At 44.1% G+C, this 26,017-nt stretch carries 22 protein-coding genes and 1 tRNA gene; 15 read left to right on the forward strand and 8 right to left on the reverse strand.

The window, feature by feature from the left end; genetic code table 11:
- Positions 1 to 307: 307 nt before the first annotated feature.
- The 3 genes from KKA81_06760 to KKA81_06770 all read right to left on the reverse strand — a co-directional run bounded on the left by KKA81_06760 (position 308) and on the right by KKA81_06770 (position 5,282).
- Positions 308 to 1,630, reverse strand: coding sequence for a T9SS type A sorting domain-containing protein (locus tag KKA81_06760; protein ID MBU2650616.1), 1,323 nt, complete (start codon positions 1,628 to 1,630; stop codon positions 308 to 310).
- 106 nt (positions 1,631 to 1,736) lie between these two features.
- Positions 1,737 to 4,511, reverse strand: a complete 2,775-nt coding sequence (locus tag KKA81_06765; GenBank protein MBU2650617.1) for an outer membrane beta-barrel protein — start codon at positions 4,509 to 4,511, stop codon at positions 1,737 to 1,739.
- A 15-nt stretch (positions 4,512 to 4,526) separates the two neighbouring features.
- Positions 4,527 to 5,282, reverse strand: a complete 756-nt coding sequence (locus KKA81_06770; GenBank protein ID MBU2650618.1) for a GLPGLI family protein — start codon at positions 5,280 to 5,282, stop codon at positions 4,527 to 4,529.
- A 146-nt stretch (positions 5,283 to 5,428) separates the two neighbouring features.
- Here KKA81_06770 and KKA81_06775 point away from each other — a divergent pair, with 146 nt between their 5' ends.
- From KKA81_06775 to KKA81_06790, 4 genes are all read left to right on the forward strand, one after another.
- On the forward strand, positions 5,429 to 6,928 hold the full coding sequence (locus tag KKA81_06775; protein MBU2650619.1) for a hypothetical protein: 1,500 nt from the start codon (positions 5,429 to 5,431) through the stop codon (positions 6,926 to 6,928).
- Positions 6,925 to 7,617 carry a response regulator transcription factor gene (locus KKA81_06780; protein ID MBU2650620.1) on the forward strand — a complete coding sequence of 231 codons (693 nt, stop codon included), beginning with the start codon at positions 6,925 to 6,927 and terminating at the stop codon, positions 7,615 to 7,617. Before KKA81_06775 ends, KKA81_06780 begins: the two co-directional genes overlap by 4 nt.
- A 301-nt stretch (positions 7,618 to 7,918) precedes the next feature.
- Positions 7,919 to 9,289: a hypothetical protein gene (locus KKA81_06785; GenBank protein ID MBU2650621.1), complete on the forward strand. Its 1,371-nt coding sequence runs from the start codon at positions 7,919 to 7,921 to the stop codon at positions 9,287 to 9,289.
- Positions 9,290 to 9,392: 103 nt separating this feature from the next.
- Positions 9,393 to 9,465 (forward strand) — tRNA-Lys (locus tag KKA81_06790).
- A 38-nt stretch (positions 9,466 to 9,503) separates the two neighbouring features.
- On the opposite strand, the gene KKA81_06795 is transcribed toward KKA81_06790, so the two are convergent.
- A complete protein-coding gene (locus KKA81_06795; protein MBU2650622.1) occupies positions 9,504 to 10,604 on the reverse strand; it encodes a hypothetical protein in 1,101 nt (366 codons plus the stop codon).
- Between the two features lie 96 nt (positions 10,605 to 10,700).
- Entirely contained in the window at positions 10,701 to 11,114 is a 414-nt protein-coding gene (locus KKA81_06800) for a hypothetical protein (GenBank protein MBU2650623.1), read from the reverse strand.
- Positions 11,115 to 11,366: 252 nt separating this feature from the next.
- Between KKA81_06800 and KKA81_06805 the strand changes: the two genes are divergently transcribed.
- The 5 genes from KKA81_06805 to KKA81_06825 all read left to right on the forward strand — a co-directional run bounded on the left by KKA81_06805 (position 11,367) and on the right by KKA81_06825 (position 17,940).
- The gene (locus KKA81_06805; protein MBU2650624.1) at positions 11,367 to 11,633 is read left to right on the forward strand and encodes a type B 50S ribosomal protein L31; all 267 of its coding nucleotides are present in this window, start codon (positions 11,367 to 11,369) and stop codon (positions 11,631 to 11,633) included.
- A 147-nt stretch (positions 11,634 to 11,780) separates the two neighbouring features.
- Positions 11,781 to 12,980 (forward strand): GlmU family protein, encoded by a 1,200-nt coding sequence (locus tag KKA81_06810; protein MBU2650625.1) that lies wholly within the window; start codon positions 11,781 to 11,783, stop codon positions 12,978 to 12,980.
- 158 nt (positions 12,981 to 13,138) lie between these two features.
- Complete coding sequence (lon, locus tag KKA81_06815; GenBank protein MBU2650626.1) at positions 13,139 to 15,607, forward strand: endopeptidase La; 2,469 nt, start codon at positions 13,139 to 13,141, stop codon at positions 15,605 to 15,607.
- A gap of 69 nt (positions 15,608 to 15,676) precedes the next feature.
- Complete coding sequence (locus KKA81_06820; protein ID MBU2650627.1) at positions 15,677 to 16,255, forward strand: NAD(P)H-dependent oxidoreductase; 579 nt, start codon at positions 15,677 to 15,679, stop codon at positions 16,253 to 16,255.
- A 47-nt stretch (positions 16,256 to 16,302) separates the two neighbouring features.
- Positions 16,303 to 17,940: an ABC transporter substrate-binding protein gene (locus KKA81_06825; protein ID MBU2650628.1), complete on the forward strand. Its 1,638-nt coding sequence runs from the start codon at positions 16,303 to 16,305 to the stop codon at positions 17,938 to 17,940.
- Here the strand turns inward: KKA81_06825 and KKA81_06830 are convergent.
- Complete coding sequence (locus KKA81_06830; GenBank protein MBU2650629.1) at positions 17,930 to 18,691, reverse strand: MBL fold metallo-hydrolase; 762 nt, start codon at positions 18,689 to 18,691, stop codon at positions 17,930 to 17,932. The genes KKA81_06825 and KKA81_06830 overlap by 11 nt on opposite strands.
- A 22-nt stretch (positions 18,692 to 18,713) precedes the next feature.
- On the opposite strand from KKA81_06830, the gene KKA81_06835 reads away from it, so the two are divergent.
- Genes KKA81_06835 through KKA81_06845 form a run of 3 tightly spaced genes read left to right on the forward strand, consistent with a single transcriptional unit; the run spans position 18,714 to position 21,917 of the window.
- Entirely contained in the window at positions 18,714 to 19,313 is a 600-nt protein-coding gene (locus KKA81_06835; protein MBU2650630.1) for a hypothetical protein, read from the forward strand.
- A gap of 2 nt (positions 19,314 to 19,315) precedes the next feature.
- Positions 19,316 to 20,218, forward strand: a complete 903-nt coding sequence (gene dapA, locus KKA81_06840; GenBank protein ID MBU2650631.1) for a 4-hydroxy-tetrahydrodipicolinate synthase — start codon at positions 19,316 to 19,318, stop codon at positions 20,216 to 20,218.
- Between the two features lie 13 nt (positions 20,219 to 20,231).
- Positions 20,232 to 21,917, forward strand: coding sequence for a carboxypeptidase regulatory-like domain-containing protein (locus KKA81_06845; GenBank protein MBU2650632.1), 1,686 nt, complete (start codon positions 20,232 to 20,234; stop codon positions 21,915 to 21,917).
- Positions 21,918 to 21,933: 16 nt separating this feature from the next.
- On the opposite strand, the gene KKA81_06850 is transcribed toward KKA81_06845, so the two are convergent.
- Complete coding sequence (locus KKA81_06850) at positions 21,934 to 23,199, reverse strand: hypothetical protein (protein MBU2650633.1); 1,266 nt, start codon at positions 23,197 to 23,199, stop codon at positions 21,934 to 21,936.
- Between the two features lie 75 nt (positions 23,200 to 23,274).
- A complete protein-coding gene (locus KKA81_06855; protein MBU2650634.1) occupies positions 23,275 to 24,525 on the reverse strand; it encodes an aminotransferase class I/II-fold pyridoxal phosphate-dependent enzyme in 1,251 nt (416 codons plus the stop codon).
- Between the two features lie 177 nt (positions 24,526 to 24,702).
- Between KKA81_06855 and bamD the strand changes: the two genes are divergently transcribed.
- The 3 genes from bamD to KKA81_06870 form a co-directional block, all read left to right on the forward strand.
- The gene (gene bamD, locus KKA81_06860; GenBank protein MBU2650635.1) at positions 24,703 to 25,497 is read left to right on the forward strand and encodes an outer membrane protein assembly factor BamD; all 795 of its coding nucleotides are present in this window, start codon (positions 24,703 to 24,705) and stop codon (positions 25,495 to 25,497) included.
- Between the two features lie 20 nt (positions 25,498 to 25,517).
- Positions 25,518 to 25,862 carry a DNA-directed RNA polymerase subunit omega gene (locus KKA81_06865; protein ID MBU2650636.1) on the forward strand — a complete coding sequence of 115 codons (345 nt, stop codon included), beginning with the start codon at positions 25,518 to 25,520 and terminating at the stop codon, positions 25,860 to 25,862.
- A gap of 6 nt (positions 25,863 to 25,868) precedes the next feature.
- The coding region (locus KKA81_06870; GenBank protein MBU2650637.1) for a phosphopantothenoylcysteine decarboxylase at positions 25,869 to 26,017 on the forward strand (149 nt) is incomplete at its 3' end.

Consider the following 26,017-nt stretch of genomic DNA (forward strand, 5'->3'; position numbering starts at 1 on the left):
GAAGTACCGGTTCATCGGAAGGTATGCTGTATTCAACCTGAACGGCTTGATGCAAACGTTCCTTTGGAAGCAAAGGTATTTCCTGTGAAAAGGCTCCATATACCATGATCAGAGCCGTTGAAAGAGTAATTATCTTTTTCATTTCGCTAAGCTTAAGTTAATATTGATTGCTAAGGTAATGAAAAAGAAAAAGGAATTTCAAGGAATTCAGTAAAGATAAATATATTGATACAGGTTACATGTTACAGGTTGCAACCTGCAACCTGCAACATGTACCTTGACCTTTCCCTTGCAACCACGATCAACATTATTTGACCACCAGCTTTCCGCACCTTTTTCCTTTACAGGAACTTAATGTCCAAATGTAAAGACCCTCGCTAAAGCGGCTTATGTCAATTGTACGGGTTTTTTCTTCCGAGACAGGGATTTCTAAAAGTGTCTGCCCGGTGATGGTGGATAAGCTGAACACTTCATCCTGAACTACTTCACCCGAGATAACTACGTTCACATACAAAGATGCAGGATTGGGGAAAAGGTTTATTTCCAGCGAATGATCAGTTGTAATATCGCCCGTTCCAACAAGTCCATAGGTAAGTTGTATACGATCCTCATTCTCCCATCCCTTGGATTTGGTGGCCCAGCGCATGGCAAGCTCTTCCGTCAGTCTTCCGCTAACATCATAGGTAAAAAAGATTTTCATGTGGTTTACGTAGTTCGCTCCATTCCAATATTCCTGCAGTTCTTCGTCTATAAGTCCTGTCACCCCGTAAGTATAAATAAAATGATAATCATGAACCCAGGCTCCATCCCAGTAATACGATTCTTTTTCACTGTTCTGGCCCTGCGCATTGTAATAATACAGTTCCCGGTATTCGTTCACCCAGGCTGCTCCGTCCCATTCTTCTTCAAGGATTTCCAGGATGTTATATCCGGCATCATAGTAATAGGTTTCCTTTTGCTCATCTACCCAGACAGAACCGATCATATCCCAGCTTTGCTGTAGTGTGTTTAACAAGTTATTCTGGGCATCCCAGGTAAAGAAAAACTTTGATGCATTCATCCAGAAACCTCCGAAGTACATTTCCATGAAGAGTTCCGATGGCATTCCATTCGGGTTATAAGTATATACCATATGAATAAAATCAACCCATACCGAACCATCCGGATCCCATACCTGTGTCATTGCCTCAAGAATAGTGCCTTGTGGGTCATTGGTATAAAGGGTCCGGGAGGATACTTTCCAGGTGTTTTCATCCCAGGTGTATAGTTCTGTTGAAATGAGATACAGGCTTCCATCGTAATAATTTAACTGAAGGCTTTCATTTACCCAGTAACCCTGATCCCATTCCTGGAAAAGGGTTTCCAGCAACATTTCTCCTCCTGAGTTTTTCAGGAAGCGTACCTGCTGCCTGTGCCCGTTATCGGCTTGCCGCAGAAAAAACGGCGTTCCTGCGGGAAGTGCTGTTTCGAAAAGGCCGGAATTTGCTATTTCCTTTATAAAATAAGATTGTGCCAGCGATCTGGCTTTGATAAAGTCATCGGAACTGCTCTCCGGCTTAAATATGGATCCGGATGCATGCCATCCTGCCGTTACCAGACAGAATACCATGATGATCGTAAGGGTTTTCATTTTGTTGGGATTTGGGGTTAATAAATTGCTGGTTTTAAATAAATTGAATGGCATAAATATAAGGAAATATGACGAAAAAAGCAAGGGTTTGCCCTTGCTTCAAAAATCACCTCCTCATTTGTAGCCACCCCTCATTCCCCCCAAACCGGTTCAAGCGATATGTCAGCGAAAGCATAACATAACGGCCCATCATGGTATAGCGCGATTCTCTCAGATAGTTTTGCTCGCTTACACGGCTTATGCCGGTATTCCTGTTCAGGAGGTCATAGGCTTCCAGTTTCAAAATTGCCCGCTTGTCTTCCAGGAAATAATAACTGATCTCCGCCCTGAGCAGGGGTATGCTTACGGCATCACCGAAGCTTTCCGCGTTGTAATTGCTGACTTCGGCGTTAACCATGAAATTCCATCTTGGGTGAGGATAATATTGTACCTCCCCGAAATACACAAGGTTGAAATAGTCGTTATTCAGGTTTTCATCACCACGGTAACGTGCATTCGTGAGGTCGAACTCAGTACCGGCGCTGATATCAATCTTCTCCTTTTTCCGGTTATCAACACTGAAGCGTATGGAATGATTCCAGTTGATATTGGAGTTCCGGGCCCCATTTACCATCGAATATGATTTATTCCAGGATTCACGGATACCCAGGTTCAGGTTTATCCCAAGTTTACGTACCGGCCGGCTGAAGTCAGATCTTAAAGAAGCCGAATAGTCGTCAGGAACATTGATCAGCGTTGTGCTTTGTCCAAGCCGGCTGTCGATGTTCCTTGAGTAACTGATCTTATCCTGTGTATATGCCCCGCTCAATGTCACGAAAAGGGTTGTAAAGGTAAACGCATCGTACAGAAACCACTGGCCTGCTACATTATGGCTGTATTCAGGTTTCAGGTAGCGGTTTCCTGCCATCAGATACAGCGGATTGCTGGTGTTGGCAACGGGCAGCAATTGCCGGATACCGGGTGTGTTCACCGATGAGCTGTAAAAGAAGGTAATACGGCTCCCTGTCTTGTATTCGTATTCCCAGGAAAAACCAGGCAATATATAAAACAAAGGCGAAGAAACATCTCCGGTACCGGCCAGTCTGTTTGATGTCCGGCCTGTCTCAACCGAAGCACTGATATTGGTCTGTGTCTTTTTCGTGTTGTATTTAAAGGTAATTCCGGGTCGAACATAAAGATATTTACTATCGAATTCGGGACTTAGAGAGTCGATCCGTTGCTCCGGGTTTCCCGGTATTCCCTGCTCCCTTGAAAGCCATTCCTTCTCTTCCCCAGCTGTTATTGTCGGCTCAATATACGCACGTTTTCCGATTTGAAGCAACAGAGACGGATCCAGGGCATAATCCAGACGATTTACTTCATTGCGGAGATATTGGTTCTCGTATAAAGGAAGGGGAGTACCAAAAAACCGGGTGATGTTTTCCCAGTCTGAACGGTTCAGTTCACGGCTGTAGGATATGTCCGCTGTTGTTTTCCATAGTTTCAGTTTCCCCTTTCCCTTCTTCATCCAGTTTGCACGGAGATCGCCTGCCAGTTGCCTGGTTTTGCTGTTATTCAGACCATCCAGCATATTCATCAGGGTGTCGCCGCTGTAGCTGCGTATCTCATTTTCTGCTTGCCCGCTTCCTCCGCTTAATGCAAACTTTCCCTGGATACCATAATTGACAATGCTGTCGCTTCTGTTCTTCCAGCCAAGGTTTACCTGATGGGCCCCTTCCGTACTGCTGGTCTTACTCTCCTCATCCTGAATAAATGAGCTGCTTCCTGCATAATTCTCGGTATGTATGGTGCCATCCTCCTTTTTACCGTTTACGTTTCCAAGGTAACTCACATTAAACCTGTTGTCTTTTACAGGTTCATAGGAATAGTTGAGGCCTCCGGCACCGGTAGTCACCAACCCCCTCGTTTCCTGCCCAAAATCAACAGGAAGCCCCCCATCACTGGAAATGGTTATCCTCGCCGTATTTCCGCTGCTCATCATGTTCTGTATACCACCGCTGAAATCAAGATAATCCTGGAAACTGAAACCAAACTGATTAATATTGTTAACCATACCAAGGGCTGCAAACTGGTTCTTTTTGTCGAATCGATATAATTTCCCGCTGCCCTGATAATGGGTTCCTGTTCCAAAACCTCCCTTCAGATTCCCGAACCATGAGCTTTTATGTTCTTCCTTCAGGACAATGTTGACGGTTTTGTTTTTCTGCAGATCAGGAATTCCGGTGAGTTCCGACTGATCCGAAGCTTTGTCATAAACCTGGATCTTATCGATAGTCCGTGCAGGAAGATTTCTTGTGGCCACCTTGGGATCACTGCTAAAAAACTCCCTCCCGTCAACAAGTACATTTCTTACGTCTTCTCCCATGGCCCGTATATTTCCGTTCCGGTCGACTTCCACCCCCGGCAGTTGCCTGAGAAGATCCTCCGCTACGGCATCCGGACGTGTTCGGTATGACCCTGCACTATACTCGATGGTGTCTTCCTTTATCAGGAAGGGTATCCTTTCGGCTTCGATTTCGACCGACGGTAGGTTAACAGCCTTTCTTTTCATGATAATGGTCTCCATCGTTTCACCCTGCGGCAGGGGAAAACGGAGTCGGCGGTAAAATGTTTCCAGGCCCACATAAGCAGATTGAAGAAGGTATTCACCCCCGGTAATCCTGGAAATATTATACTCTCCTTCCGGGTTGCTGATCCCATAAAATGCCAGAGTGGAGTCTTCAGGATGTAGCAGGGTTACGGTTGCGTAACAGAGGGGAGCACCCTGCTCATCTAGGATCCTGCCATGGATGCCATAGGTCTGCGCTTTTAGGCCGCCAACAGCGAACAGTAGAATGAGCAGTATCGATGCTGCCGGATAATGACTGATCCACGTTTTCATGATTCACTGCCGTTATTACTGCCTTATCCTGATCACCACATTTCCTTCACCTCCTCCATACTGCTCCTGCATTTCGCGCGTCTTCTCTTCAACGATAAGGTCGAATCCCTCCTGGCTGACTTTCTTCCCTTTTTTTGGTTTTGCAATATCATCATCACCCGGTGCAATGAAATCAACCGACTTTGCTGTTATGGTCCGGGTGCCATTGTTGATATTCACTGAAAGTACCATTCCCGGCAAGCCGGTAAAGGTTCCCGGCCCGGCAGACATAGGGATCTCGGCTGTGAACCAGGCTGTGATCTCCGTGCTGTCCCTCATCATTTTGGCTTCCTGGCAAGCATAATCCAGGATGCGGGTCTGGTTCCCAGTAAGTTTCCATGGGTTTTTCTGTATCTCATTTTCAATAATGAAGATGCGGGACATGAAATCCCTTTGTTCCGTCAGAGTACCTTTCTCCAGATCGGTAAATATCCTGTCGTCAGGCTGTATCATCCTTACCATCACATTTGCCCCTTCCATCTCCTGCGTTGTGACCTCTTCACCCGAATTGCCATCATATAACCTGTAAAGAGTTTTGTCGGGTGTAAACCAAAGCACCCTTTCTGTTTTCCGCTCCCTCGGAAGCATCCTGGCCATCTGAGAAGATGTATCATCCAGGGTTATGTTTAGTTTTACTATTTCTTCAAAAACGATTTTTCCCGATGTCTTTTCCTGGGCCATTGAAACTGCCGCCATCAACACGGCAATGAAAAATAATGTCTGTGTTCTCATAATGTAAAATTTTAAAGTTCAGGCACCAAATTTATCCTGTCTTAACACCCGATGAGGTTAATACCAGGTTAATCAATGTTAATTAAGGTTAACAGATTCAGGAATTTCATGCTAATGGCCTATTTTTGTGTTGAATTTGTATTTATATGAATCCTGAAAAACATTCACGTAAGCTACCGGCCATACGAATATTGATGATCATCAGCCAGATCGTCCTTACCATCTTTGTCATTCAATGGCTGTTATCGGAATTCAGAAAAGAAAGTGATTTGCTGAATCAGGAACTGATGCGCAAATTTGATGAATCAGGGATGGAGGTACTGGATTCCCTGCTCTTGTTAAAGGTTGTGAACCCTGTTATTGCTGATAAAATACATCTGCGATATCCTGAAGGTATTGAAAGAGATACGGTACTGACCTGGAAATTCAAGGGAAAAACGGGCAATCGATTCATGATGTCAGATTCAATCAGTGATGGCAAAAAATTCATTACAATTTGCACCGAAGATTCTATGTTCTTTGGTCAAGATGGAATGAATCCCAAGGAACTCATGATACAATCACAGCACGATGTCATACTCCATGGAGTTCGTTTGCTGGTGCAAAAAGTTGAAGACTCGGTATATATCGCTTCAGATTCCACCTTTTTTCCCGGACAACTTGAAGATTCATCCCGGTTCCGCAGAATATTCTCAGGAAAGGTAATGCAGTTGGATCCCATTCTGAACGTTGGCTGGACAACATACAACCGGTTAAAGGATAAGCCTGCCGGACATGCGGGTGATTTTGTTTACATAAAATCCGCATCGAATTACGTCCTGAAAGCTGATATACGCAATCACGGTTTGAGCGTCTTGAAAGAAACAGCGCCTTCTTTCCTGTTTGCCTTGTTTTTACTGATACTTACCGGACTTTCTTTTACCATTGCTTTCAGGAACCTGAAAAATCAGATCCGTCTGAACCGGATGCGAAACAGTTTTGTAAGCAATATATCCCACGAGTTAAAAACGCCGGTTTCAACGGTCAAAGTTGCCCTTGAAGCCCTGAATGGATTTAATCTAAAACAGGATCGGGCTATTTCGGCGGAGTATCTAGCATTGGCTGAAAAGGAAATGACCAGACTTGAAAAACTCATTGATCAAATTCTCAAGGTTTCCATCTATGAAAACGATAACTCATTCCTGAACCGGGAAGATATTGATGCAGGAAAACTTGCTGAAGAGGCAGCAGATGTCATCCGATCGCTAAACCCCGGGCGCGAACTGAATATCAGAATAATCAAAGAAGGGGAGGACCTGAGCATCCTTGCCGATCCTCTGCATTTTCGGGGAGTGATGATCAATATTCTCGACAATGCGGTGAAATATGGGAACGACAAACCTGAGATTGAAATTCAACTTATTTCCGGCAAAAAGGAAATTACCATCAATATCAGGGATAATGGGAAAGGTATACCGGAAGAATATCTTAACCGGATATTTGATAAGTTTTTCCGGGTTCCCGGAGGAGACCTACATGACGTGAAGGGATACGGATTGGGTTTAAGCTATGCTGCCATGATAATCAGGCAACATGGAGGATCTGTTTCTGCACGGAATCATGCCACAGGCGGGGCCCTATTTATTATAAAAATTCCCAGGAATTGAAAACCAGGATATTATATATAGAAGATGAACCCAGTTTGGGTAAAATTGTAAAAGAAACCTTGCAAAACCAGGGGTTTGATGTTGACTGGAGGACGGATGGTGCACATGTTCTTGGAGTCCTTTCGCGTTTTCAACCCGATGTCTGTGTGGTGGATATAATGCTTCCCAACATCGACGGTTACACACTTTGCAGGGAAATCAGAAAACAGCATCCGTCTCTGCCGGTGATCTTCCTTACTGCAAAAACGGAAACCCGGGATCTGGTAAAAGGATTTGAAGCAGGTGGCAACGATTATATCCGCAAACCCTTCAGCATGGAAGAACTGATTGTGCGTATCCATAACCAGTTGCGCATCTCAGGGCCGCAAACGAAAGACGAAATAGCATTGCCTGATGAAATCATCCTGGGAAAATATATTCTCTATCCCGACCGGTATGAATTGCATACCCTGAAAAAAATCATTAAACTTTCCCAGCGCGACATGGAATTGCTTGGAATGCTTGCATTTAAAAGGAATAAGATTGTTGACCGCAAAGATATCCTGCTGAAGATCTGGGGAGATGATTCCTTCTTCAATTCCCGAACGCTGGATGTTTACATCCGAAAGCTCAGAAATTATTTCAACGAAGACCCTGCCATTGAGATCGTAACATTAAAAGGGAAGGGGTATTTGTTTTTGGTGAAATGAAAAAAGGGGGACTGGGTACTGGGTACTGGGTACTGGGTACTGGGTACTGGGTAGCTGGGGACTGGGTAGCTGGGGACCGAACCCAGACCCAGCTCCCAGTAGCTAGTTCCCAGTCCCTAGTCCCTAGTCCCCAGTCCCCAGTCCCCCATTCCAGTTAATTTCCATCATTTTTTACACACATTCCTTTCATTTACATGCAATATGTATTATATTTGATTCGGAATGTAACCCGATATCCTCCAGAAAGGGTGGATGGGCTTCAATTTAAAATCATTATATCTGTAACTTAAAAGGTCAAAGAATGAAAAAGCAAAAGTCGTTTCTTTCCTCTGCTGCTGGTGGCAGACGGACAGTATCCCATGTAGCCATTTTGATGGCATTGATTGTTTTCTCAGTCATCCTGTTTTCCTGCTCCAAAGATGATGATGACACCGAAGTGAGTCCGTTGAATAACACGGAAGGATTCACTGTTGTGGAACGTACTGAACTTAACATTGAGGATGTGATGGATCAGATCCTGATGACAACCGATGATCCTGACGAGTTTGATTATCATGACTTGTACTATTCCATTGTTCAGGAGACGGGGAATATCTTACCTTATCTCATTGCACACGAGGTAGTCAAGTACAAATCAACCGACAATAAGGGAAATCCGATCGAACTAACAGGATTGTTCATTTATCCTTATCGTTTAATTGGTTCTCGTGTAAACACTCCGCTTATTTCCGTTAATCATGGGACTGAACTTCTGAAGAAATATGCTCCTTCGAAGTGGAAGTCGAACTATAATCCTTCGGACTGGGGTAATTTTGCTGAGGTCATCATAGCCGATATAATGGCTTCACGGTATGGATGGGCCATCGTAATGCCCGATTACCAGGGTATGGGGGGCGATGTAGGTGAGAATCATCCGTATTGTGTCCGTGAAAAACTTGCTACTGCCACCGCAGATATGGTGCAGGTGGGGATCAATACGATCAAAGACAATAACCATAAATGGGTAAAATGGGATGGAAATGTATTTACATACGGCTATTCCGAAGGCGGTTTTGTGACCATGGCAGCTACCCGTGAACTGGAAAAAAGAGGTGTCACAATGAAGGGTGCGGTTTGTATGGATGGTCCCTACGACCTGACCGGAGCCATGATGAATGTCATGCTGAGTGATAATCCTTTTCCTGTCCCCTATTTCCTGCCCATGTTATTTGTAGGATACAACACAATATACCCGGCTGATTTTATTTATGATTCCATGCTGAAGGTTCCCTATAATACAAATATCCCCAAGTACACCACCGGATTTTACAGTACGGATGTAGTTAATAGCATCATGCCGTCTTCCCACATCCTGAAAGAGGTATTTACCACACGGTTTATAGCTGCGCTCCAGGATACAGGAAGCAATCCTCATAAAATACTCTGGCAAAATAACACTTACCCGGATTGGCAGCCCCAAACAACCATGCTTCTCTGGCATTGTAAAAACGACGATTGCGTGCCTTTCGGCAATTTTGAGACTGCCAAAGCAGCATTTTCTATTGCCGGTGCCACCAATATCACCTATGTTGAATGGCCCCCTGTGAACGATTGGGCCGGTACCGTGCATGTCTCCGTGGCACCGCGTGCTTTCTATGAAGGGGCTTCGTGGATACACCAACAGTTGAAGTGAGTCTTGATTCTTGATTCGTGATTCACCAATCGAAAAACGACTCAAGAAATAATTTTGTTTTCTAACGAAATCTTTCTATTTTTGCACCCGCTTTTTACAAGCCGATTCCGTAGCTCAGCCGGTAGAGCAACGGCCTTTTAAGCCGTGGGTCCTGGGTTCGAATCCCAGCGGGATCACTCCTCATTTACAGCCAATAATCATCAATACCTGGTTTTTACCGTATACAATTTTCATTGTACTTTATATCTGTAACTTCCAATTTCAGCCATGTCCAATCCCCCTCATCGAGTTTCCACGTTGCACTCATTTTTGAAGGGACTTTGATTCCATCAAATGTTTTATACTCTTCGACCAGCATTACCCATTCATATCTGCTGGATTCTATTTCATTTCCCATATACCGCATTGCAGAAAAGCTAACGAAATCACCGTTGGAGTTAAAGCGAAAAGTACCGCTGCCTTTGGTACCTTTGTATTGCATGATAGCCTTTGCCGTTGTGTCATTCACTTGTTCCCAGGAAATATATTCACTAAGTGCTAACGAAGGAAACCAAACCATTTCCCCCAGGTATCGCTGAATCGTCCCTTCGTTCAGTTTCTCACCATGTTCGTTTACTACATTTAACAGGGCATTCAGTTTGATAAGCATTTCTCCCTTTCCACCTTCAAATTTGTCTCTTCCCAGAAAAAACATCAAACCGTTCATCTTCACATCAACAGACCAGATAAAAGCCGGCAAATCGATAGCTGTGTATTGAACTGCACTTGCATCAAGCCATTTTTGTTGTTCCGGCTTCATCTTCATTTCGGCCCGCTGAATAACCTTTCCAAGCATAATATAGCGTTTCCCTATCATTCCGGAATTCTGCAACCACCTTTTCACCGGTTCCGGTAATTTTCCCAGGTCATCTTCGGATACCGATCTATCCGGTGATATATGAACACTATTTATCAGAGACGTTGTTTCTCTTTGTACCAGCCTGTTAAAACTAAATTGTCCATAGGAAACAATTGCCAAAATCAAAATCAATGCATTGGGTATACTGCCAAACTTCGCATCTTTCCAGAAATAAATGATCAATAGCTGCGAAACAATTACCGCTACAACCCCTACCAGCCAGGAAAACGGGTTGTGCGATAAATATAAGATCAGGTATGCTATTAAAATCAAGCCCGAAACCAGCCAGGCAATGCCCTGAAATTTATTAATATACAGTGTTAAACTATTGATTTCAGCCAGCGAGAAAGCCTTAAGAAAACCCAGGATGTGTATGACTCCGTGTATAAGAATTATAAGACCGAAAAGGTATTTCATTTTTTATAGAATGTTTAATTGATACGCTTTTAACAAATACGGATTGTTGGGATTATTGACAGGAGAATTCCTTTCTCCACAAAATATGAGAATTTTTCAATCCAGAACAATAAAATCCTCATCCTCAAATTCATCACTTTTAAAAGAGATTTCCAAAAACCGGTTGCATTCGTTTAAGGTGTAAAAAACTCCGACAACATTACTAAAGTATATCTCGCTTTTTAAGATCATGGAAAGAGCTGTTTCCCGGGGTGTGTTTGTGAGAATGGCCCATCGAAAAGAAGGGTCGGGATCCGGTTGCATCATCATTTCAATAAACCCTTTCACTTCTTCCATTGATAATTGAAAATCAGCATCAACGATATTTGATAAGACTTTCCGAACATGTTTGAAATTCTTATCCATTATTTCATGTTTATAAATTCTTTCCAAATCGATAAACCTTACCGGTCCTTGCATAATATCCACCAGTAAATTTCTCTCGGGGAAAATTTTGTACCTGTGACCCATTTGTTTGTTTTTTTTTATTACCCCACCTGATAAACTTCAAATTAACAAAAACTCACACTAAGATAAAAAAAATAACAAAATGCAATACAATTTTCCCCAACCCATAACCCATAACCCATAACCCATAACCCATAACCCAAACTCCCTGCTCCTTGAAACCTGTAGCCTGCTGCCAGAAAAAAAAATTTCCCACCTCTTGCATATTCTCCAAATTCACATTACCTTTGCCGCTCAAAATTTTCAGGTAGCATTATGAAAAAAGATATTCATCCAAAAGATTACAGGTTCGTGGTTTTCAAAGACATGTCGAACGGCTATGCCTTCCTTTCAAAATCCACTGCCAGGACTAAAGAAACCATCGAATGGGAAGACGGTAAAGAATACCCGCTCATTAAGCTGGAGATATCCAATACTTCCCACCCATATTTCACAGGAAAAATGAAACTCGTCGATACCGCCGGTCGTGTCGATAAGTTCATGAACAAGTACAAGAAACACTTCGAAAACAAGAATAAATAATTCCTGTTAAAGGCATTTTATGAAAGGCCCTCATAAGGGGCCTTTTTTATTTGCCTATTCGTCATATTTTTGGGTGCTCCTTCTTCTATATGTTTTATAATGTTATTTTTGCATTGAAATAGTTATTCAAGCAACAAGTTTTACAGGATGAATTACATCATTTTCGACAACTTCCGCAGAAATTACCTCCTGCCTCTTACTTTTGTCAGACCGGTCTGCGACATTCGGGTCGGGATTCTCACCATCCGCGAAAAATGGGAAAGATACCTTGGTTCACCAACATCGACTCTTACCGAGCCATATCTCAGTGAAAAGTTTCCCATGAAAAAGGAGGCAGTGAACATTCTGATCAACGGGTCAGTGATTCCCAATGCTGGTCTTGCCGCTCAGGTTGCCGCCCTTAAACCCCGGCAGGCATTGGTTTCTCAAAGTATTATCATTGCGATGCATGTCAGTGAGGAGGACCTCCTGGAAGACCTCGATAAGGTCGACAGTTCAGCCTCACCCGTAGAGGAGCTGGAAGCTGCCGGTTCCTTCCTGAAGCTGAACCATCTCTGGGATATCTTCTCCCTCAACGGTGCCGCCATGGAGGAAGACTACCGACTTCTCACCGAGGGCCGGAAATCTGCTCCCATACCTAAAAGTAATCGCATCAACGGCAGCGACATCTTCATCGAAGAAGGTGCTAAAGTGGAAATGGCTTACCTTAATGCCTCATCAGGACCCATCTACATTGGCCGTGACGCAGAGATCATGGAAGGTGCCATGATACGCGGCCCCTTTGCCTTGCTCGACCATGCCGTGATAAAAATGGGTGCCAAAATATATGGCGCTTCCACCTTCGGCCCATACTGCAAAGTGGGAGGTGAAGTGAATAACTCAGTATTTCTGGGCTATTCCAACAAAGCCCACGATGGCTTTATCGGTAATTCCGTGATCGGTGAATGGTGCAACATTGGCGCCGATACCAATAACTCCAACCTGAAAAATAACTATGATGAGGTAAGACTTTGGAGTTATCCCGACCAGACCTTCATCCCCACCTCCCTGCAGTTCTGTGGATTAATCCTTGGCGATCACTCCAAATGCGCGATCAATACCATGTTCAATACCGGTACCGTCGTCGGCGTTAGTGCCAACATCTTCGGTCCCGGATTCCAGCGTAACTTCATTCCCTCATTTGTCTGGGGAGGAACCATGGGCTTCTCTACATTCAAGTTCGAAAGGGCTATGGAAGTGGCCGAAAGGGTCTACCAGCGCAGGGACATCGTCCTGGATGACATCGAACGCAGAATACTCAAACATGTGTATGAAACTACCCGCTCAAACAAAAGACTGATGGATTGACAAGACAATCTGTCAAATCTTTCCTGCATCCGAACTTTGGCATGCATGTTGACGTATAAGAAAGCCTGGCGACAATCCATTTACTAAGGTTACGAGGAAAGCCGTTAAAGACACTTAGGCGGTCTTCATTAATTTTACTGACAATTTGACTTTTTTCTATGGATCCACTTTTTGACATGAATTTTTCAGAGTTTATCGATAACGAAACCGAATTTATTCCTTTGCTTTCTTCGGAAGATGAGGAGATCATGAATGCAGAGGAAGTACCGGAAACGCTTCCTGTACTGCCTCTGCGCAATACCGTTTTATTCCCGGGTGTGGTGATCCCTATTACCGTAGGCCGCGATAAATCCATACGACTTATCAAGGAAGCATACAAAGGTAACCGCGTGATCGGTGTAGTAGCCCAGAAAGACCATGATGTAGAAGACCCCGGCTACGAAGACCTCAACAAGGTCGGTACCATAGCATACCTTATAAAAATACTGCAGATGCCCGACGGAAGTACTACCGCTATTATCCAGGGCAAGAAACGGTTCCGCATCATGAAGATGCTCCAATCGGAACCCTATTTTAAGGCCATGACAGGTCCTTACGAAACCCACGATGTAAATCCCGTCGGCGACAAGACCTTCGATGCACTCATTTCCTCTCTGAAAGATCTCAGCATACAGATCATCAAGATGAGTCCTAACATCCCTTCCGATGCTGCTTTCGCCATAAAAAACATCGAAAGCCCCGTATTCCTGATCAATTTCGCTTCATCCAACCTGAATATAGACCTTAAAGACAAGCAAAAGCTGCTTGAAATCACCGACCTGAAGAAACGGGCCAACAAAGTGCTGGAGGCTCTCACCAGGGAACTTCAACTAATAGAACTGAAGAATCAGATACAAAACAAGGTAAAGGTCGACCTCGATAAACAACAAAGAGATTATTTCCTGAATCAGCAGTTAAAGACTATCCAGGAAGAACTGGGAGGAAGTCCTTACGAACAGGAAGTAAAAGAACTGCATGAGAAATCGTTGAAGAAACAATGGTCGGATGATGTTGCAGAAGCCTTTGACAAGGAGCTGAAGAAGCTTCAACGCATGAATCCCCAGGCTGCCGAATACTCCATACAGGTTAATTACCTGGAGATGCTGGTGGAATTGCCCTGGAACGAATATACCGACGACAATTTCGACCTCGACCATGCCCAGGCCATCCTGGATGAAGACCATTACGGACTGGAAAAGGTTAAAGACAGGATCGTAGAACATCTGGCGGTTTTAAAGCTGAAGAAAGACATGAAGGCGCCTATCCTTTGCCTGGTAGGACCTCCGGGAGTAGGGAAGACATCACTGGGACGATCTATTGCACGGGCTTTGGGACGAAAATACATACGCATGTCCCTGGGTGGTGTACGCGATGAAGCCGAACTGCGGGGACACAGGAAAACATACATTGGCGCACTTCCCGGAAGGATCATACAAAGCATGCGTAAGGCTAAGTCGTCCAACCCCGTTTTCGTTCTCGATGAGATCGACAAAGTGAGCGGAAACAATATACAAGGAGACCCCCAGGCCGCCCTCCTGGAAATACTTGACCCCGAGCAAAATAAGGAGTTTTACGATAATTACCTTGAGATCAATTACGATCTCAGCAGGGTACTGTTCATCTCCACAGCCAATACTCTGCTCACCGTACATCCTGCCCTTCGCGACAGGATGGAGGTGATCGACCTGAGCGGATACCTCCTGGAGGAAAAACTGGAGATCGCACGCCGGCACCTGCTGCCCAAGATCTTCACCGACCATGGCATCTCGCGGTCACAGCTTACTTTTTCAAAACCCGTGATTGAAAAGATCATCGATGATTACACACGCGAATCCGGGGTAAGGTCATTGGAGAAGGTACTGGCTAAAGTGATACGCAACAAAGCAAAATACATAGCCCAGGGAAAGGAATACAATAAAAAGGTAAACTCCGACGAACTTGAAAAAATCCTGGGTGCACCCATATTCCAGAAAGAGAAAAGCCTGCGTAACGATGTGGCCGGAGTCGTAACCGGTCTGGCCTGGACTATGGTAGGAGGAGAGATACTCTTTGTGGAAGTAAGCCTCAGCCGGGGCAAAGGAACCCTTTCCATGACCGGTAACCTCGGTGATGTTATGAAGGAGTCAGCAACCATAGCTTATGAATACCTGAAGTCACACTCGGAGAAATTGGGCCTCGACCCGGATATCTTCTCCCGCTGGAACGTACACATCCATGTCCCCGAAGGTGCAACCCCTAAAGACGGACCTTCTGCTGGAATAACCATGTTCACGGCATTGGCATCAGCCTTCACACAAAGAAAGGTCCGGTCGAAGATAGCCATGACAGGAGAAATCACCCTGCGCGGCAAAGTAATGCCGGTGGGAGGAATCAAAGAAAAAATACTGGCAGCCAAAAGAGCAAAAATCAAAGACATCATCCTTTCGAAAGAAAACAGAAAAGATATCGAGGAGATAAAAAAAGACTATATTGAAGGACTACACTTCCATTACATCGATCAGATGATCGAGGTAATAGACCTGGCCTTGCTCCAGGAAAAGGTTAGCCACCCCCTGAACCTCGACATCAAACCTACCCAGCTATCATAAGCGTTGTTCCTGAACAAAATACTCCTGCACGTGTTATGTTCAAATTGCTATAAACATGGAAATCGCGCAGTGAAGAAAATCCTTATTATTTATGGACATCCCGTTCGGGACACATTTTCGGATGACCTTGCCGGGGAGTATCTCCGGGGGGCTAAAGTAGGTAGGGCTGAGATACGTCAGATCAACCTGAACGATCTTGAGTTTAACCTCAACCTCTCGGGCGGATACCGCATACAGTCAAAGCCTGAAGAAGACATCTCCCGGGCACAGGAAGATATCGTATGGTGTGATCATATGGTTTTTATCTATCCAAACTGGTGGGCTACCTTCCCGGCTATGGTCAAAGGCTTCATCGATCGTACCTTCCTGCCGGGTTTCGCATTTCGTTACAGGAAAGGATCATCAAGGCCCGAACGCCTTCTTCGCGGGAAAACGGCACGCATCATCGTCACCATGGATAATCCCGTATGGTATTATCGCATGGTATATCGCGCACCGGGCATCCGCGCCATGAAAAACGCTATCCTGCAATTCTGCGGAGTTCATCCGGTGAGAACAACACTGATAGGGTCTGTCAGGAAATCGACCCCGGCCGTGCGACAACGTTGGCTTAAAAGATTATACAAGCTGGGAATAAAGGATAGTTAAGATCAGAGAGGACTTTCCTTATATTTGCTCTGGTAAAAATCCCATTAATGATCTTTGCGAAAAGATATCATGTTATCATATTAATACTTTTTCTCATTTCCTGTTCCGGTCCAAAGGAAACTGAAGACAAAAAAACAGTATTCCGTTACAACGAAGCGGGAGGCATCACTTCCCTGGATCCGGCTTATTCCAGGAATCTTGCCAATATCTGGGCCTGCAACATGCTCTACAACGGTTTGGTGGAAGCCGATGACTCACTCAGAATACGTCCGGCAATAGCCCGTTCCTGGGATATTTCCGATGACGGAAAAACCTATACTTTTCATCTTAGGCAGGATGTCTTTTTTCACGATCATCCTATGTTTCCTGAAGGGCAGGGCAGAAAGGTCAGAGCAGGTGATTTTGTCCGCAGTTTTTCCAGGATCATCGACCCTCAGACAGCCTCACCCGGCGCCTGGGTCTTCGCCCAGGTAAAAATGCCGGCCGATTCCGCTTTCAGGGCTCCTGATGACTCAACCTTTGTAATCAGACTGAATGAAGCTTTTCCGCCTTTCCTGGGAATACTATCCATGAAGTATTGCTCTGTAATCCCATGGGATATAGTGGAAAAAGCAGGCAAGGACTTCCGGAGCCAGCCCTGCGGAACAGGACCTTTCCGTTTTCAGTACTGGAAAGAAGGAGTAAAGCTTGTTTTCAGAAAAAACGACCTGTACTTTGAATACGACACAACAGGGGAGAGGCTGCCTTACCTCGATGCAGTATCTGTCACTTTCCTGATGGATAAACAGGCTGCTTTCCTCGAATTTGTGAAAGGAAACCTGGATTTTCTGTCCGGTCTGGATCCCTCATACAAGGATGAAATACTTACCCCGGGAGGTCAGCTCAATCCCAAATACAACAAACATTGTTATCTCCTGAAAACACCTTACCTAAATAATGAATACCTGGGATTTTTACTTGATACCACTCATGATGCAGGTAAATCAGCCTTCATTAAAAACGTCAAATTCAGAAAGGCTATAAATTACGGATTTGACCGCAAACGCATGATTCGTTATCTCCGAAATAACATTGGAACACCTGGTATTTATGGGATAGTTCCTCCCGGACTGCCTTCTTTTGATACCGGCGCAATGAAGGGATATGATTACCGGCCCGATAGTGTCAGAAAGTTGTTACGTGAAGCTGGAATGGAAGGTAAAAACCCGGAAATAACTCTTTCTACAACATCCGACTACCTTGACCTTTGCCGTTTTATACAACACCAGCTTGGTGAGTTCGGGATCATCACGGAAATCAGCGTGAATCCGCCGGCAACCAATGCCCAGCTTGTTGCAAATTCAAAAGTGCAGTTTTTCCGTGCTTCCTGGATAGCCGATTATCCGGATGCAGAAAACTATCTTTCCCTTTTTTATAGCCGGAATTTTTCTCCTTCGGGCCCTAATTACACGCATTTCACCGATCCTTTATTCGACAGACTTTATGAAACAGCACGAAACACGGTTGATCCCGAACTACGCTATGAACTTTACCAGACAATGAACAGGATCATGATGGAAAAGGCTCCTGTAGTAGTGCTTTATTACGATGAGGTATTGCGTTTCATCCACAACGATTTTATCGGGATAGGAGCCAATCCCATCAATCTCCTCGACCTGAGGAGAGCCAGGAAGATCACAGACTGACCTTCAGTCCGTCGTAACCCAGAAATACATTTTCAGGAAGGCTTTCCGACACAGATGCATGAAGCCCGAGCTGATGACTGATATGAGTAATATAAGCCCTTTCAGGATGTATTTTCTCTATGACTTCCAGCGCTTCCGGCAGGCTGAAATGCGAAACATGAGGTTTCATGCGAAGAGCATTCAGAATAAGAACACGGGTTCCTGATATCTTTTGCATCTCCGCTTCGGGAATACGATTGCAATCAGTGATATATGTCATGTCCCCGATACGGAACCCAAATACCTTGAGATTCATATGATCAACCTCTATAGGGGTTATCAGGGTTTCACCGATATAAAACCCGCGGTTAAATATTTCAATGAGGTTTATCCTTGGGATGCCGGGATAGGCATTTTTCGAGAATACGTAGAAAAAATCCCTTTTAATGTTTTCCAGAGCATCCGCTGAACCGTAAACATCCATGGGGTAGCCACTTACATAGTTATACGCACGCACATCATCCAATCCTGCGATATGATCTTTATGCCCATGGGTTATCAATACTGCATCCAGGAAAGCAACTTTCTCGCGAATCATCTGCTGCCGGAAATCCGGACCGGTGTCGATAACCAGGGTTTTACCATCGGTTTCCACCAATAAACTCGAACGCAATCGGTTATCCCGCAAATCATCGGATTTGCAAACCGTACAATTGCAGGTAATAACAGGAACACCCTGGGAAGTACCGGTACCGAGAAATGTTAAAATCACCGATTTTTTGTTTGTAAAAGTAATGAATATTAAAAATCTTTACCTTTACATCCTTAGTGGTTTTTTAAAAATGATCAAGATCCCTGACTTTATAAAGATTCCCATCGGAAACTTCTATCTCAATAAAGATATTTCCTCTTTGGAAAGGAAAAAGAAAGTCATTAACCTTGATTCCGCCGGATCTGTTGGGATATCTTATTTCCTGGAAAGTGACGAGGATTACCTTGAAATAGCTGAATTCGTGGATTTTTTGCATAAAAAAGGAATTCGCGTTAAAGCTATTGGATATGTGAAAGATAAATTTCTCACAAACCGCTATCTTCCTAAACTCACCTATGATTTTGTTTATGAAAAAGACCTGAACTGGTATGGTAAGCCAGGCGGGATGTACGTCAGGGAATTCCTGAAGAATAACTTCGACGTATTTATCGATTTGAGCAGGGGAGACCTTTATCCTTTAAAATATATTGCAGCAAACAGCAGGGCAGGATTGAAAGTTGGAAGAAACATCCCTTCCAATCGTGCAATCTTCGACCTCATGATATCACAGGAAGAACCTTTCCTGCTAAAACCATTTATTAAGGAAGTAACTCATTATTTAACCATCATTAACAAAAACTGATTATGGTGAATGAAATCAGAGGCACCGGCGTAGCTCTTATTACGCCATTTCACAATTACGGAACCATCGACTTTACCTCACTGGGAAAGATCATTGAGCATGTGATCGAAAACCAGGTGGATTTCATCGTTGCCCTCGGAACCACCAGCGAAGCAGCCACCTTATCGAAAGATGAAAAACAGGCGGTGATGGAGTACATCATTGAAAGCGTTGACGGAAGAGTGCCCATTGTTATGGGAATCGGTGGAAACAATACCCAGGAGATTACTGATAATATTAAATCACAGGATTTTACAGGAATTGCAGCAGTGCTGTCTGTTACTCCCTATTATAACAAACCTCAGCAAAAAGGTTTGTATTATCATTTTAAGAATATTACAACGGCCTGTCCGGTGCCTATCATTTTATATAATGTACCTGGCAGGACTGCCGCCAACCTGACCGCCGAAACCACGCTGAGGCTTGCTTTTGAGTTTGAAACCATCATCGGGGTAAAAGAAGCATCGGGTAACTTCCAGCAGATCATGGAGATCATCCGGGATAAACCCAAAGAATTCGTGGTATATTCCGGCGACGACGCCCTGACCTTTCCTTTGCTTATGCTGGGTGCTGAAGGCGTGATCTCCGTGGTAGCCAACGCTTTTCCCCGGGAGTTTTCCTTTATGGTTACCAACGCCATCCGGGGTAGCAAGAAAAAAGCCAGAGCCGTGCATTACGCACTGCTCGATATCATGAACGCCATCTTTGAAGACGGCAATCCCTCTGGCATCAAAGCTGCCCTGGATATCATGGGAATGTGCGGAAACAACCTGCGCCTGCCGCTTGTCAAAGTTAACAAAGCCACCTATAACAAACTGCAAACCCTGGTGGAAATGCATTCGTTACCAGCTCTCATTGATCTCTAATAATATAACCGTCATGAAATCTATATTGTACTCCTTACTCCTCCTCCTCATCCCTGTTTTTACTTTGTTTTCCCAGGAAACAGATGTTTTTCACGGAAGGCCGGAAGTATTTTTCTCTTTCAACCTTCAAGACAACGAGGAGATAACAATTTTATCAAAAACTGTCTCCATCGACCGTTTCTTCCCGGAAACAGGACAGGGTCAAGCCTATGCCAATAAACAGGAATGGAATGCCTTCCTGGGACTGGATATCCCTTATAAAATTGAAACCCCTCCTTCTATGCAGGTTAAAGACCTGAAGATGAAAGACAACGTTAATATCAGGGAAATATCCGATTGGAATTTTTATCCCACGTACGATGCCTACATAGATATTATGGAACAATTTGCAACTGATTTCCCGGAAATCTGTGAGGTTTTTAGTATAGGGACATCCGTCCAGGGCCGGCAAATCATGATGGCCAGAATTACCGACAATCCCGGCGTCAGGGAGGCAGAACCTCAGTTCCTTTATACCTCATCCATGCACGGGGATGAGCTGACAGGTTATGTCCTGATGCTCCATTTGATCGATCACCTGCTCACTAACTATGGGACTGATCCCAGGATAACCGGACTGATCGACGGGGTGGAGATATGGATCAATCCCCTGGCCAATCCCGACGGCACCTATGCCGGTGGAAACCAAAGCGTTTATGGGGCCACCCGGTATAATTCTCTTGGCGTGGATATCAACCGCAATTTCCCGGATCCAGAAGACGGACCCCATCCCGATGGAAACGAATGGCAGAAGGAAACCGAGGTGTTTATGGCACTTGCCGAAGCCAATCATTTCGTATCCTCGTGCAATATCCATGGTGGAGCTGAAGTATGCAATTATCCATGGGATACCTGGGCCAAACTATCTGCCGATGATAACTGGTGGGTTTATGTTTGTCGCGAATATGCCGACACTGTGCATGAATATGGCCCCCCAGGCTACATGAACTTCATGAATAACGGCATCACCAATGGCTATACATGGTATACGATAAGCGGCGGACGCCAGGATTATATGAATTATTTCCACCAGTGCCGTGAATTTACCCTCGAAATCAGCGATGATAAAACCCCTCCCGCATCGCAGCTAAACAATTTCTGGGAATACAACTACCGCTCATTCCTGAATTATATTGACCAAAACACTTTCGGACTGAGGGGGACAGTAACGGACGCCGACAGCGGTGAACCGCTGGTTGCAGAGGTATTTGTTCTTAATCACGAGGAGGATAGTTCCTGGGTTTATTCTGATGTTGCCAACGGTAACTACCACCGCTTGCTCTTCGAAGGTACCTGGGATGTTCGTTTCAGGGTCCCCGGATATTACCCCCAAACATTTCAGGATGTTATTGTTAACAACAGGGAAGCAACCGTGCTCGATGTACAGATGATCTGGATGTTCTCCGTAACCGATGAGCCTGACCAGGGAAAAATATCCGTTTATCCCAATCCTGTTACCTCGGGATATTTCATTTTAACATCAGAGGATGAAATCGACAGGGTTATTCTCACTACCCTTTCCGGAAAAACCATAAAGGAATGGGAAGGAAATCATTCTAACAGAATTACGCTCAATACAGAAGATATTGCCGAATCAGCCTATATTCTCAGAGTGATCTCGGATAAACGAATGATAACAGGAAAAATTCTGATCAGATAAGCCTCGTAACTGTCTTCTAACCAATTGTGATGCCAATACCCAGGACTATCCTTATCAGGATGAGGAGTCCGAGAGTAATCAATAATGGCGACCAATGCAGGGTGACTTTCTTCTCTTCATCCTCGAAAAAAAGATCGTTGTGTGCACTGTACGTACTCAGTATTGCAACCACAATAACCAGGAAAGAAAGCTCAATAAGTTGATAATAAACACTCATCCTGGGCAGCCAGAAAATAAACAATACCAGGTTTCCGGCCAGATAGGGGAGAAGGACCTGCCCCATGACGAACCTTCTGCGGTTGCTTCGGTCAAGTTGACGATAATATGTATTGGCGGTGATCAAAACTGACCGTGTGGATAGCAATCCTGTAACAACCATAATAACCAGGGCTACAATAGAATAGATCAGCTTACCTGTATCCATGATATAAGACCAAATCACCACGTGCCCGAACCCCATGCTGAATAGTGTCCCAATCAGCAACCCGCCAAAGAAAAGTAAAATCCCATGCATGTAAGCCCAAAAGAAGAACAACTTAACAAACTCAGGATGGTTACGTATGCGACTAAAAATGATAAGAGCTACCAATCCAAGAAATAGCGCCATAACCGGATTTGCAGAAAAGATCAGTTTCACGGGATCGGAATACCATTCATCCCTTTCTACGAGGTAATAATTTTCGTCGTAGCTCATCGTCGTTGAGAACCCGAAGAATGTCGCCGAAATAGCTGCTGTAAGCTGAGAAACATAAAAAATAACCAGGAATGACATCAAAAACATTCCTGTTGAATTCAGAAAAATGATAAGAAGTTCTTTGCGAATGTTCCTGGCCTCCTGGAATTCATTTGCCCACTGTTTAAAATTTTCCCGGTTAAGAGAACGGAAAAAGGCCAATGTCCTTCTTTTGATAAGTTTAAGTAGTATTCTACGGTAACGCTTTGTTTCTTCTTTTTTCTTCTTTTGTTCTTCCAGGAGAAGCGCTTCCTGCATTCTGGCTATATTATCCAGTTCAGGATTGTTAGGATTCTCCACTGGTATCTGATTTTCCAGATAGTGTTTTTCCTCAAGAACACGGGCTTTCATCTCCTTTCGCCGCATAATCTCTTCCTGCCTCATAGCACGATGTTGTTCCAGAGCCTTTCTCCGTATTTCCTTTTTTTCTTGGCGAAGGGCAAGACGCAGAGTTTTCCTTTCCTGCTTTCTAATCTTTCTGACATACCTTAGGTATCTTACCCTGCGGTATATCCTGTACCCAAATCCATATCTCCTTTTCTTTTCCATTACTACCGGCTAAAACAAAAAACCCTTCCGTTCATTACGGAAGGGTAAAGATATATATTATGTCTGTTCGTCATGCTAATGAACAACCATAGATTGCATTTCCCCTGAGGAATATTTTCCTGCATCCAGCTTTTCCTTGACAACAGAAAAGGCATCAATGGTATAATTAACATCCTCAATTGTATGCACTGCAGTTGGAATGAGTCTCAAAAGAATAATCCCTTTGGGCACGACAGGATAGGTAACAATGGAACAGAAGATATTATAGTTTTCCCTTAAATCATGCGTGATCTGAGTAGCTTCGGGAACACCACCGGCAAGAATCACGGGGGTAACCGGTGATTCGGTTTTTCCAAGGTTAAAACCTCTTTCTCTCAGGCCGTTTTGTAATGCATGAACAATTTTCCACAGGTTTTCACGCAATTCCGGCGTTTCCTTTACCAGCTGCAGTCTTTTTAAAGCACCTATTACCATCGGCATAGGAAGGGATTTGGCAAATATCTGGGAACGCATGTTATACATCAGGTGCCAGATAATATCATTCGGTCCGGCGATAAAACCACCAATACCTGCCATGGCCTTGGCAAAAGTCCCAAAATAGAGGTCAACCTGATCCTGAACGCCGTAATGCTCATCCGTGCCTGCCCCGTGAGGGCCCATAGTGCCAAATCCATGAGCATCGTCAACCAAAAGACGGAAATTATATTTGTCTTTCATTTTCACAATCTCTTTCAGATTGCCTAAATCGCCCGACATCCCATACACACCCTCAGTGATCACAAGGATTCCTCCTCCCGTTTCTTCAGTAATCTTTGTGGCTCTTTCCAGTTCTTTTTCGAGGTTCTGCATATCGTTGTGAGGATATACAAAACGCTTTCCGAAGTGAAGACGCATACCGTCAATAATGCAGGCATGGGCTTCCGAATCGTAAACGATCACATCCTTACGATCAACCAGCGAATCAATGATTGAAAGCATGCCCTGGTAACCGTAATTCAGCAGGTATGCCGATTCACGACCGACAAAACTCGCCAGTTCATGCTCAAGCTGCTCGTGATAATTACTCTGCCCCGACATCATTCTCGCTCCCATAGGATAGGCCATACCCCAGCGGGCTGCCGCTTCCGCATCCGCCTTTCTGACCTCTGGATGGTTAGCCAAACCAAGATAATTATTCAGGCTCCAGATCAGCCGTTCCTTACCCATGAAATTCATACGGTTCGATAAATCTCCCTCCAGCTTGGGAAACATGTAATAACCATGCCCATGATTCCGGTATTGTCCAAGAGGCCCGGGCTTTTTAACAATCTTTTCAAATAAATCCACTGTCGTAAGTTTTAAAGTTATGCTGCAAAATTATGAATTCTGATGAATCCCGTTAAACCTTTCCCCGAATTTATCCGTCTTATGATTTTTTTTTCTTTTTTCCGGAAATCAAATGAAACCAAAATATTTACAGTTGATTTTCGTTTTGTTTCCGTCTATTTTGTTAATTTTGCGGGCATGTTTCGAGACAGGTACATCTTTTTGGTATTAATTGTAATTCTGATATTTACATCGTGCAGTAAACATCAGAAAATTATGAAGAGTAGCGATAATGAGCTAAAATATGAGGCCGCTATCGATTATTATGAGCGTGGCGATTATTATCGCGCACTGCAGTTGTTTGAAAGCCTGATGGGTATTTACCGCGGTACAGCCAAAGCCGAACAAATGTATTACTATTATGCATATTGTTATTATAACCAGGATGAGTACCTCCTGGCAAGTTATTATTTCAAGCGCTATGCACAAAGTTATCCAAATGCTGAAAGAGCGGAAGAATGTATGTTTATGAGCGCCTACTGCCAATACCTGCTTTCCCCCAAATTCAGCCTCGACCAGACCGCTACATACGAAGCTATAAAGGAATTGCAATTATTTATCGACTTATTTCCGGCAAGCTCCCGTAAGGAAACCAGTAACCAGCTTATCGACGAACTTCGCGCCAAACTTGAGAAAAAAGATTTTGAGATTGCCAAACAGTACCTCAAAACCGAACATTATCAGGCTGCCATCACCGCTTTCCTGAACCTTACCAAAGATTACCCGGATACAGAAAACAGGGAGGATATTCTTTATTACATCCTCAAATCATATTATTATTATGCTGAAAAAAGCATAGAAGACAAACAACTGGAAAGGTATCAGGCAGCCATTGAGGCATATAACGACCTGATTTACCTTTATCCGGAAACCAGGTATGGAAAAGATGCCGATGGAATGCATCAGGACGCCAGAAAGAAAATTAACAATTAATTTTAATTATACTTCAAAGCATGGTTGATTTTAAAAAGATCAAAACGGAAACCACCGCCGTGACAAGAGACAAGCACCTCTTTTATGAGCAATCGGGGAACCTTTATAAAACGGTTGTAATCCTTTCCAAAAGGGCAAACCAGATCGCCGGAGATATGAAAGAGGAGTTAGGCAGGAAAATCGAGGAATTCGCAACAACCGGAGATAATCTCGAAGAGGTTTTTGAAAACCGGGAGCAGATTGAAATCGCTAAATTCTATGAGCGGTTGCCTAAACCTACTTTGCTTGCTATCCAGGAATTTCTCGATAAAAAGGTGTATTTCCGTGATCCTCACCAAGACAAAACGGAAATCAAACCGGAGTAAACTAATATGTTAAAAGGGAAGAAAATCCTGATCGGTATTACCGGAAGCATAGCCGCCTATAAGATACCTCTGTTGGTCAGGCTGTTAAAAAAAGAGCAGGCTGAAGTCAGGGTGATTCTTACACCGGATGCCATGGATTTTATTACCCCGCTTAC

The sequence above is a fragment of the Bacteroidota bacterium genome (genome assembly GCA_018831055.1).
Lineage (GTDB): Bacteria > Bacteroidota > Bacteroidia > Bacteroidales > B18-G4 > M55B132.

What these genes read in the sequence shown, in the direction of transcription:
- KKA81_06760 (MBU2650616.1), bottom strand. Translation starts at nt 1,630, where the DNA reads ATGAAAACCCTTACGATCATCATGGTATTCTGTCTGGTAACGGCAGGA.
- KKA81_06765 (MBU2650617.1), bottom strand. Translation starts at nt 4,511, where the DNA reads ATGAAAACGTGGATCAGTCATTATCCGGCAGCATCGATACTGCTCATT.
- KKA81_06770 (MBU2650618.1), bottom strand. Translation starts at nt 5,282, where the DNA reads ATGAGAACACAGACATTATTTTTCATTGCCGTGTTGATGGCGGCAGTT.
- KKA81_06775 (MBU2650619.1), top strand. Translation starts at nt 5,429, where the DNA reads ATGAATCCTGAAAAACATTCACGTAAGCTACCGGCCATACGAATATTG.
- KKA81_06785 (MBU2650621.1), top strand. Translation starts at nt 7,919, where the DNA reads ATGAAAAAGCAAAAGTCGTTTCTTTCCTCTGCTGCTGGTGGCAGACGG.
- KKA81_06795 (MBU2650622.1), bottom strand. Translation starts at nt 10,604, where the DNA reads ATGAAATACCTTTTCGGTCTTATAATTCTTATACACGGAGTCATACAC.
- KKA81_06800 (MBU2650623.1), bottom strand. Translation starts at nt 11,114, where the DNA reads ATGGGTCACAGGTACAAAATTTTCCCCGAGAGAAATTTACTGGTGGAT.
- KKA81_06805 (MBU2650624.1), top strand. Translation starts at nt 11,367, where the DNA reads ATGAAAAAAGATATTCATCCAAAAGATTACAGGTTCGTGGTTTTCAAA.
- KKA81_06810 (MBU2650625.1), top strand. Translation starts at nt 11,781, where the DNA reads ATGAATTACATCATTTTCGACAACTTCCGCAGAAATTACCTCCTGCCT.
- lon (MBU2650626.1), top strand. Translation starts at nt 13,139, where the DNA reads ATGGATCCACTTTTTGACATGAATTTTTCAGAGTTTATCGATAACGAA.
- KKA81_06825 (MBU2650628.1), top strand. Translation starts at nt 16,303, where the DNA reads ATGATCTTTGCGAAAAGATATCATGTTATCATATTAATACTTTTTCTC.
- KKA81_06835 (MBU2650630.1), top strand. Translation starts at nt 18,714, where the DNA reads ATGAATATTAAAAATCTTTACCTTTACATCCTTAGTGGTTTTTTAAAA.
- dapA (MBU2650631.1), top strand. Translation starts at nt 19,316, where the DNA reads ATGGTGAATGAAATCAGAGGCACCGGCGTAGCTCTTATTACGCCATTT.
- KKA81_06845 (MBU2650632.1), top strand. Translation starts at nt 20,232, where the DNA reads ATGAAATCTATATTGTACTCCTTACTCCTCCTCCTCATCCCTGTTTTT.
- KKA81_06850 (MBU2650633.1), bottom strand. Translation starts at nt 23,199, where the DNA reads ATGGAAAAGAAAAGGAGATATGGATTTGGGTACAGGATATACCGCAGG.
- bamD (MBU2650635.1), top strand. Translation starts at nt 24,703, where the DNA reads ATGTTTCGAGACAGGTACATCTTTTTGGTATTAATTGTAATTCTGATA.
- KKA81_06865 (MBU2650636.1), top strand. Translation starts at nt 25,518, where the DNA reads ATGGTTGATTTTAAAAAGATCAAAACGGAAACCACCGCCGTGACAAGA.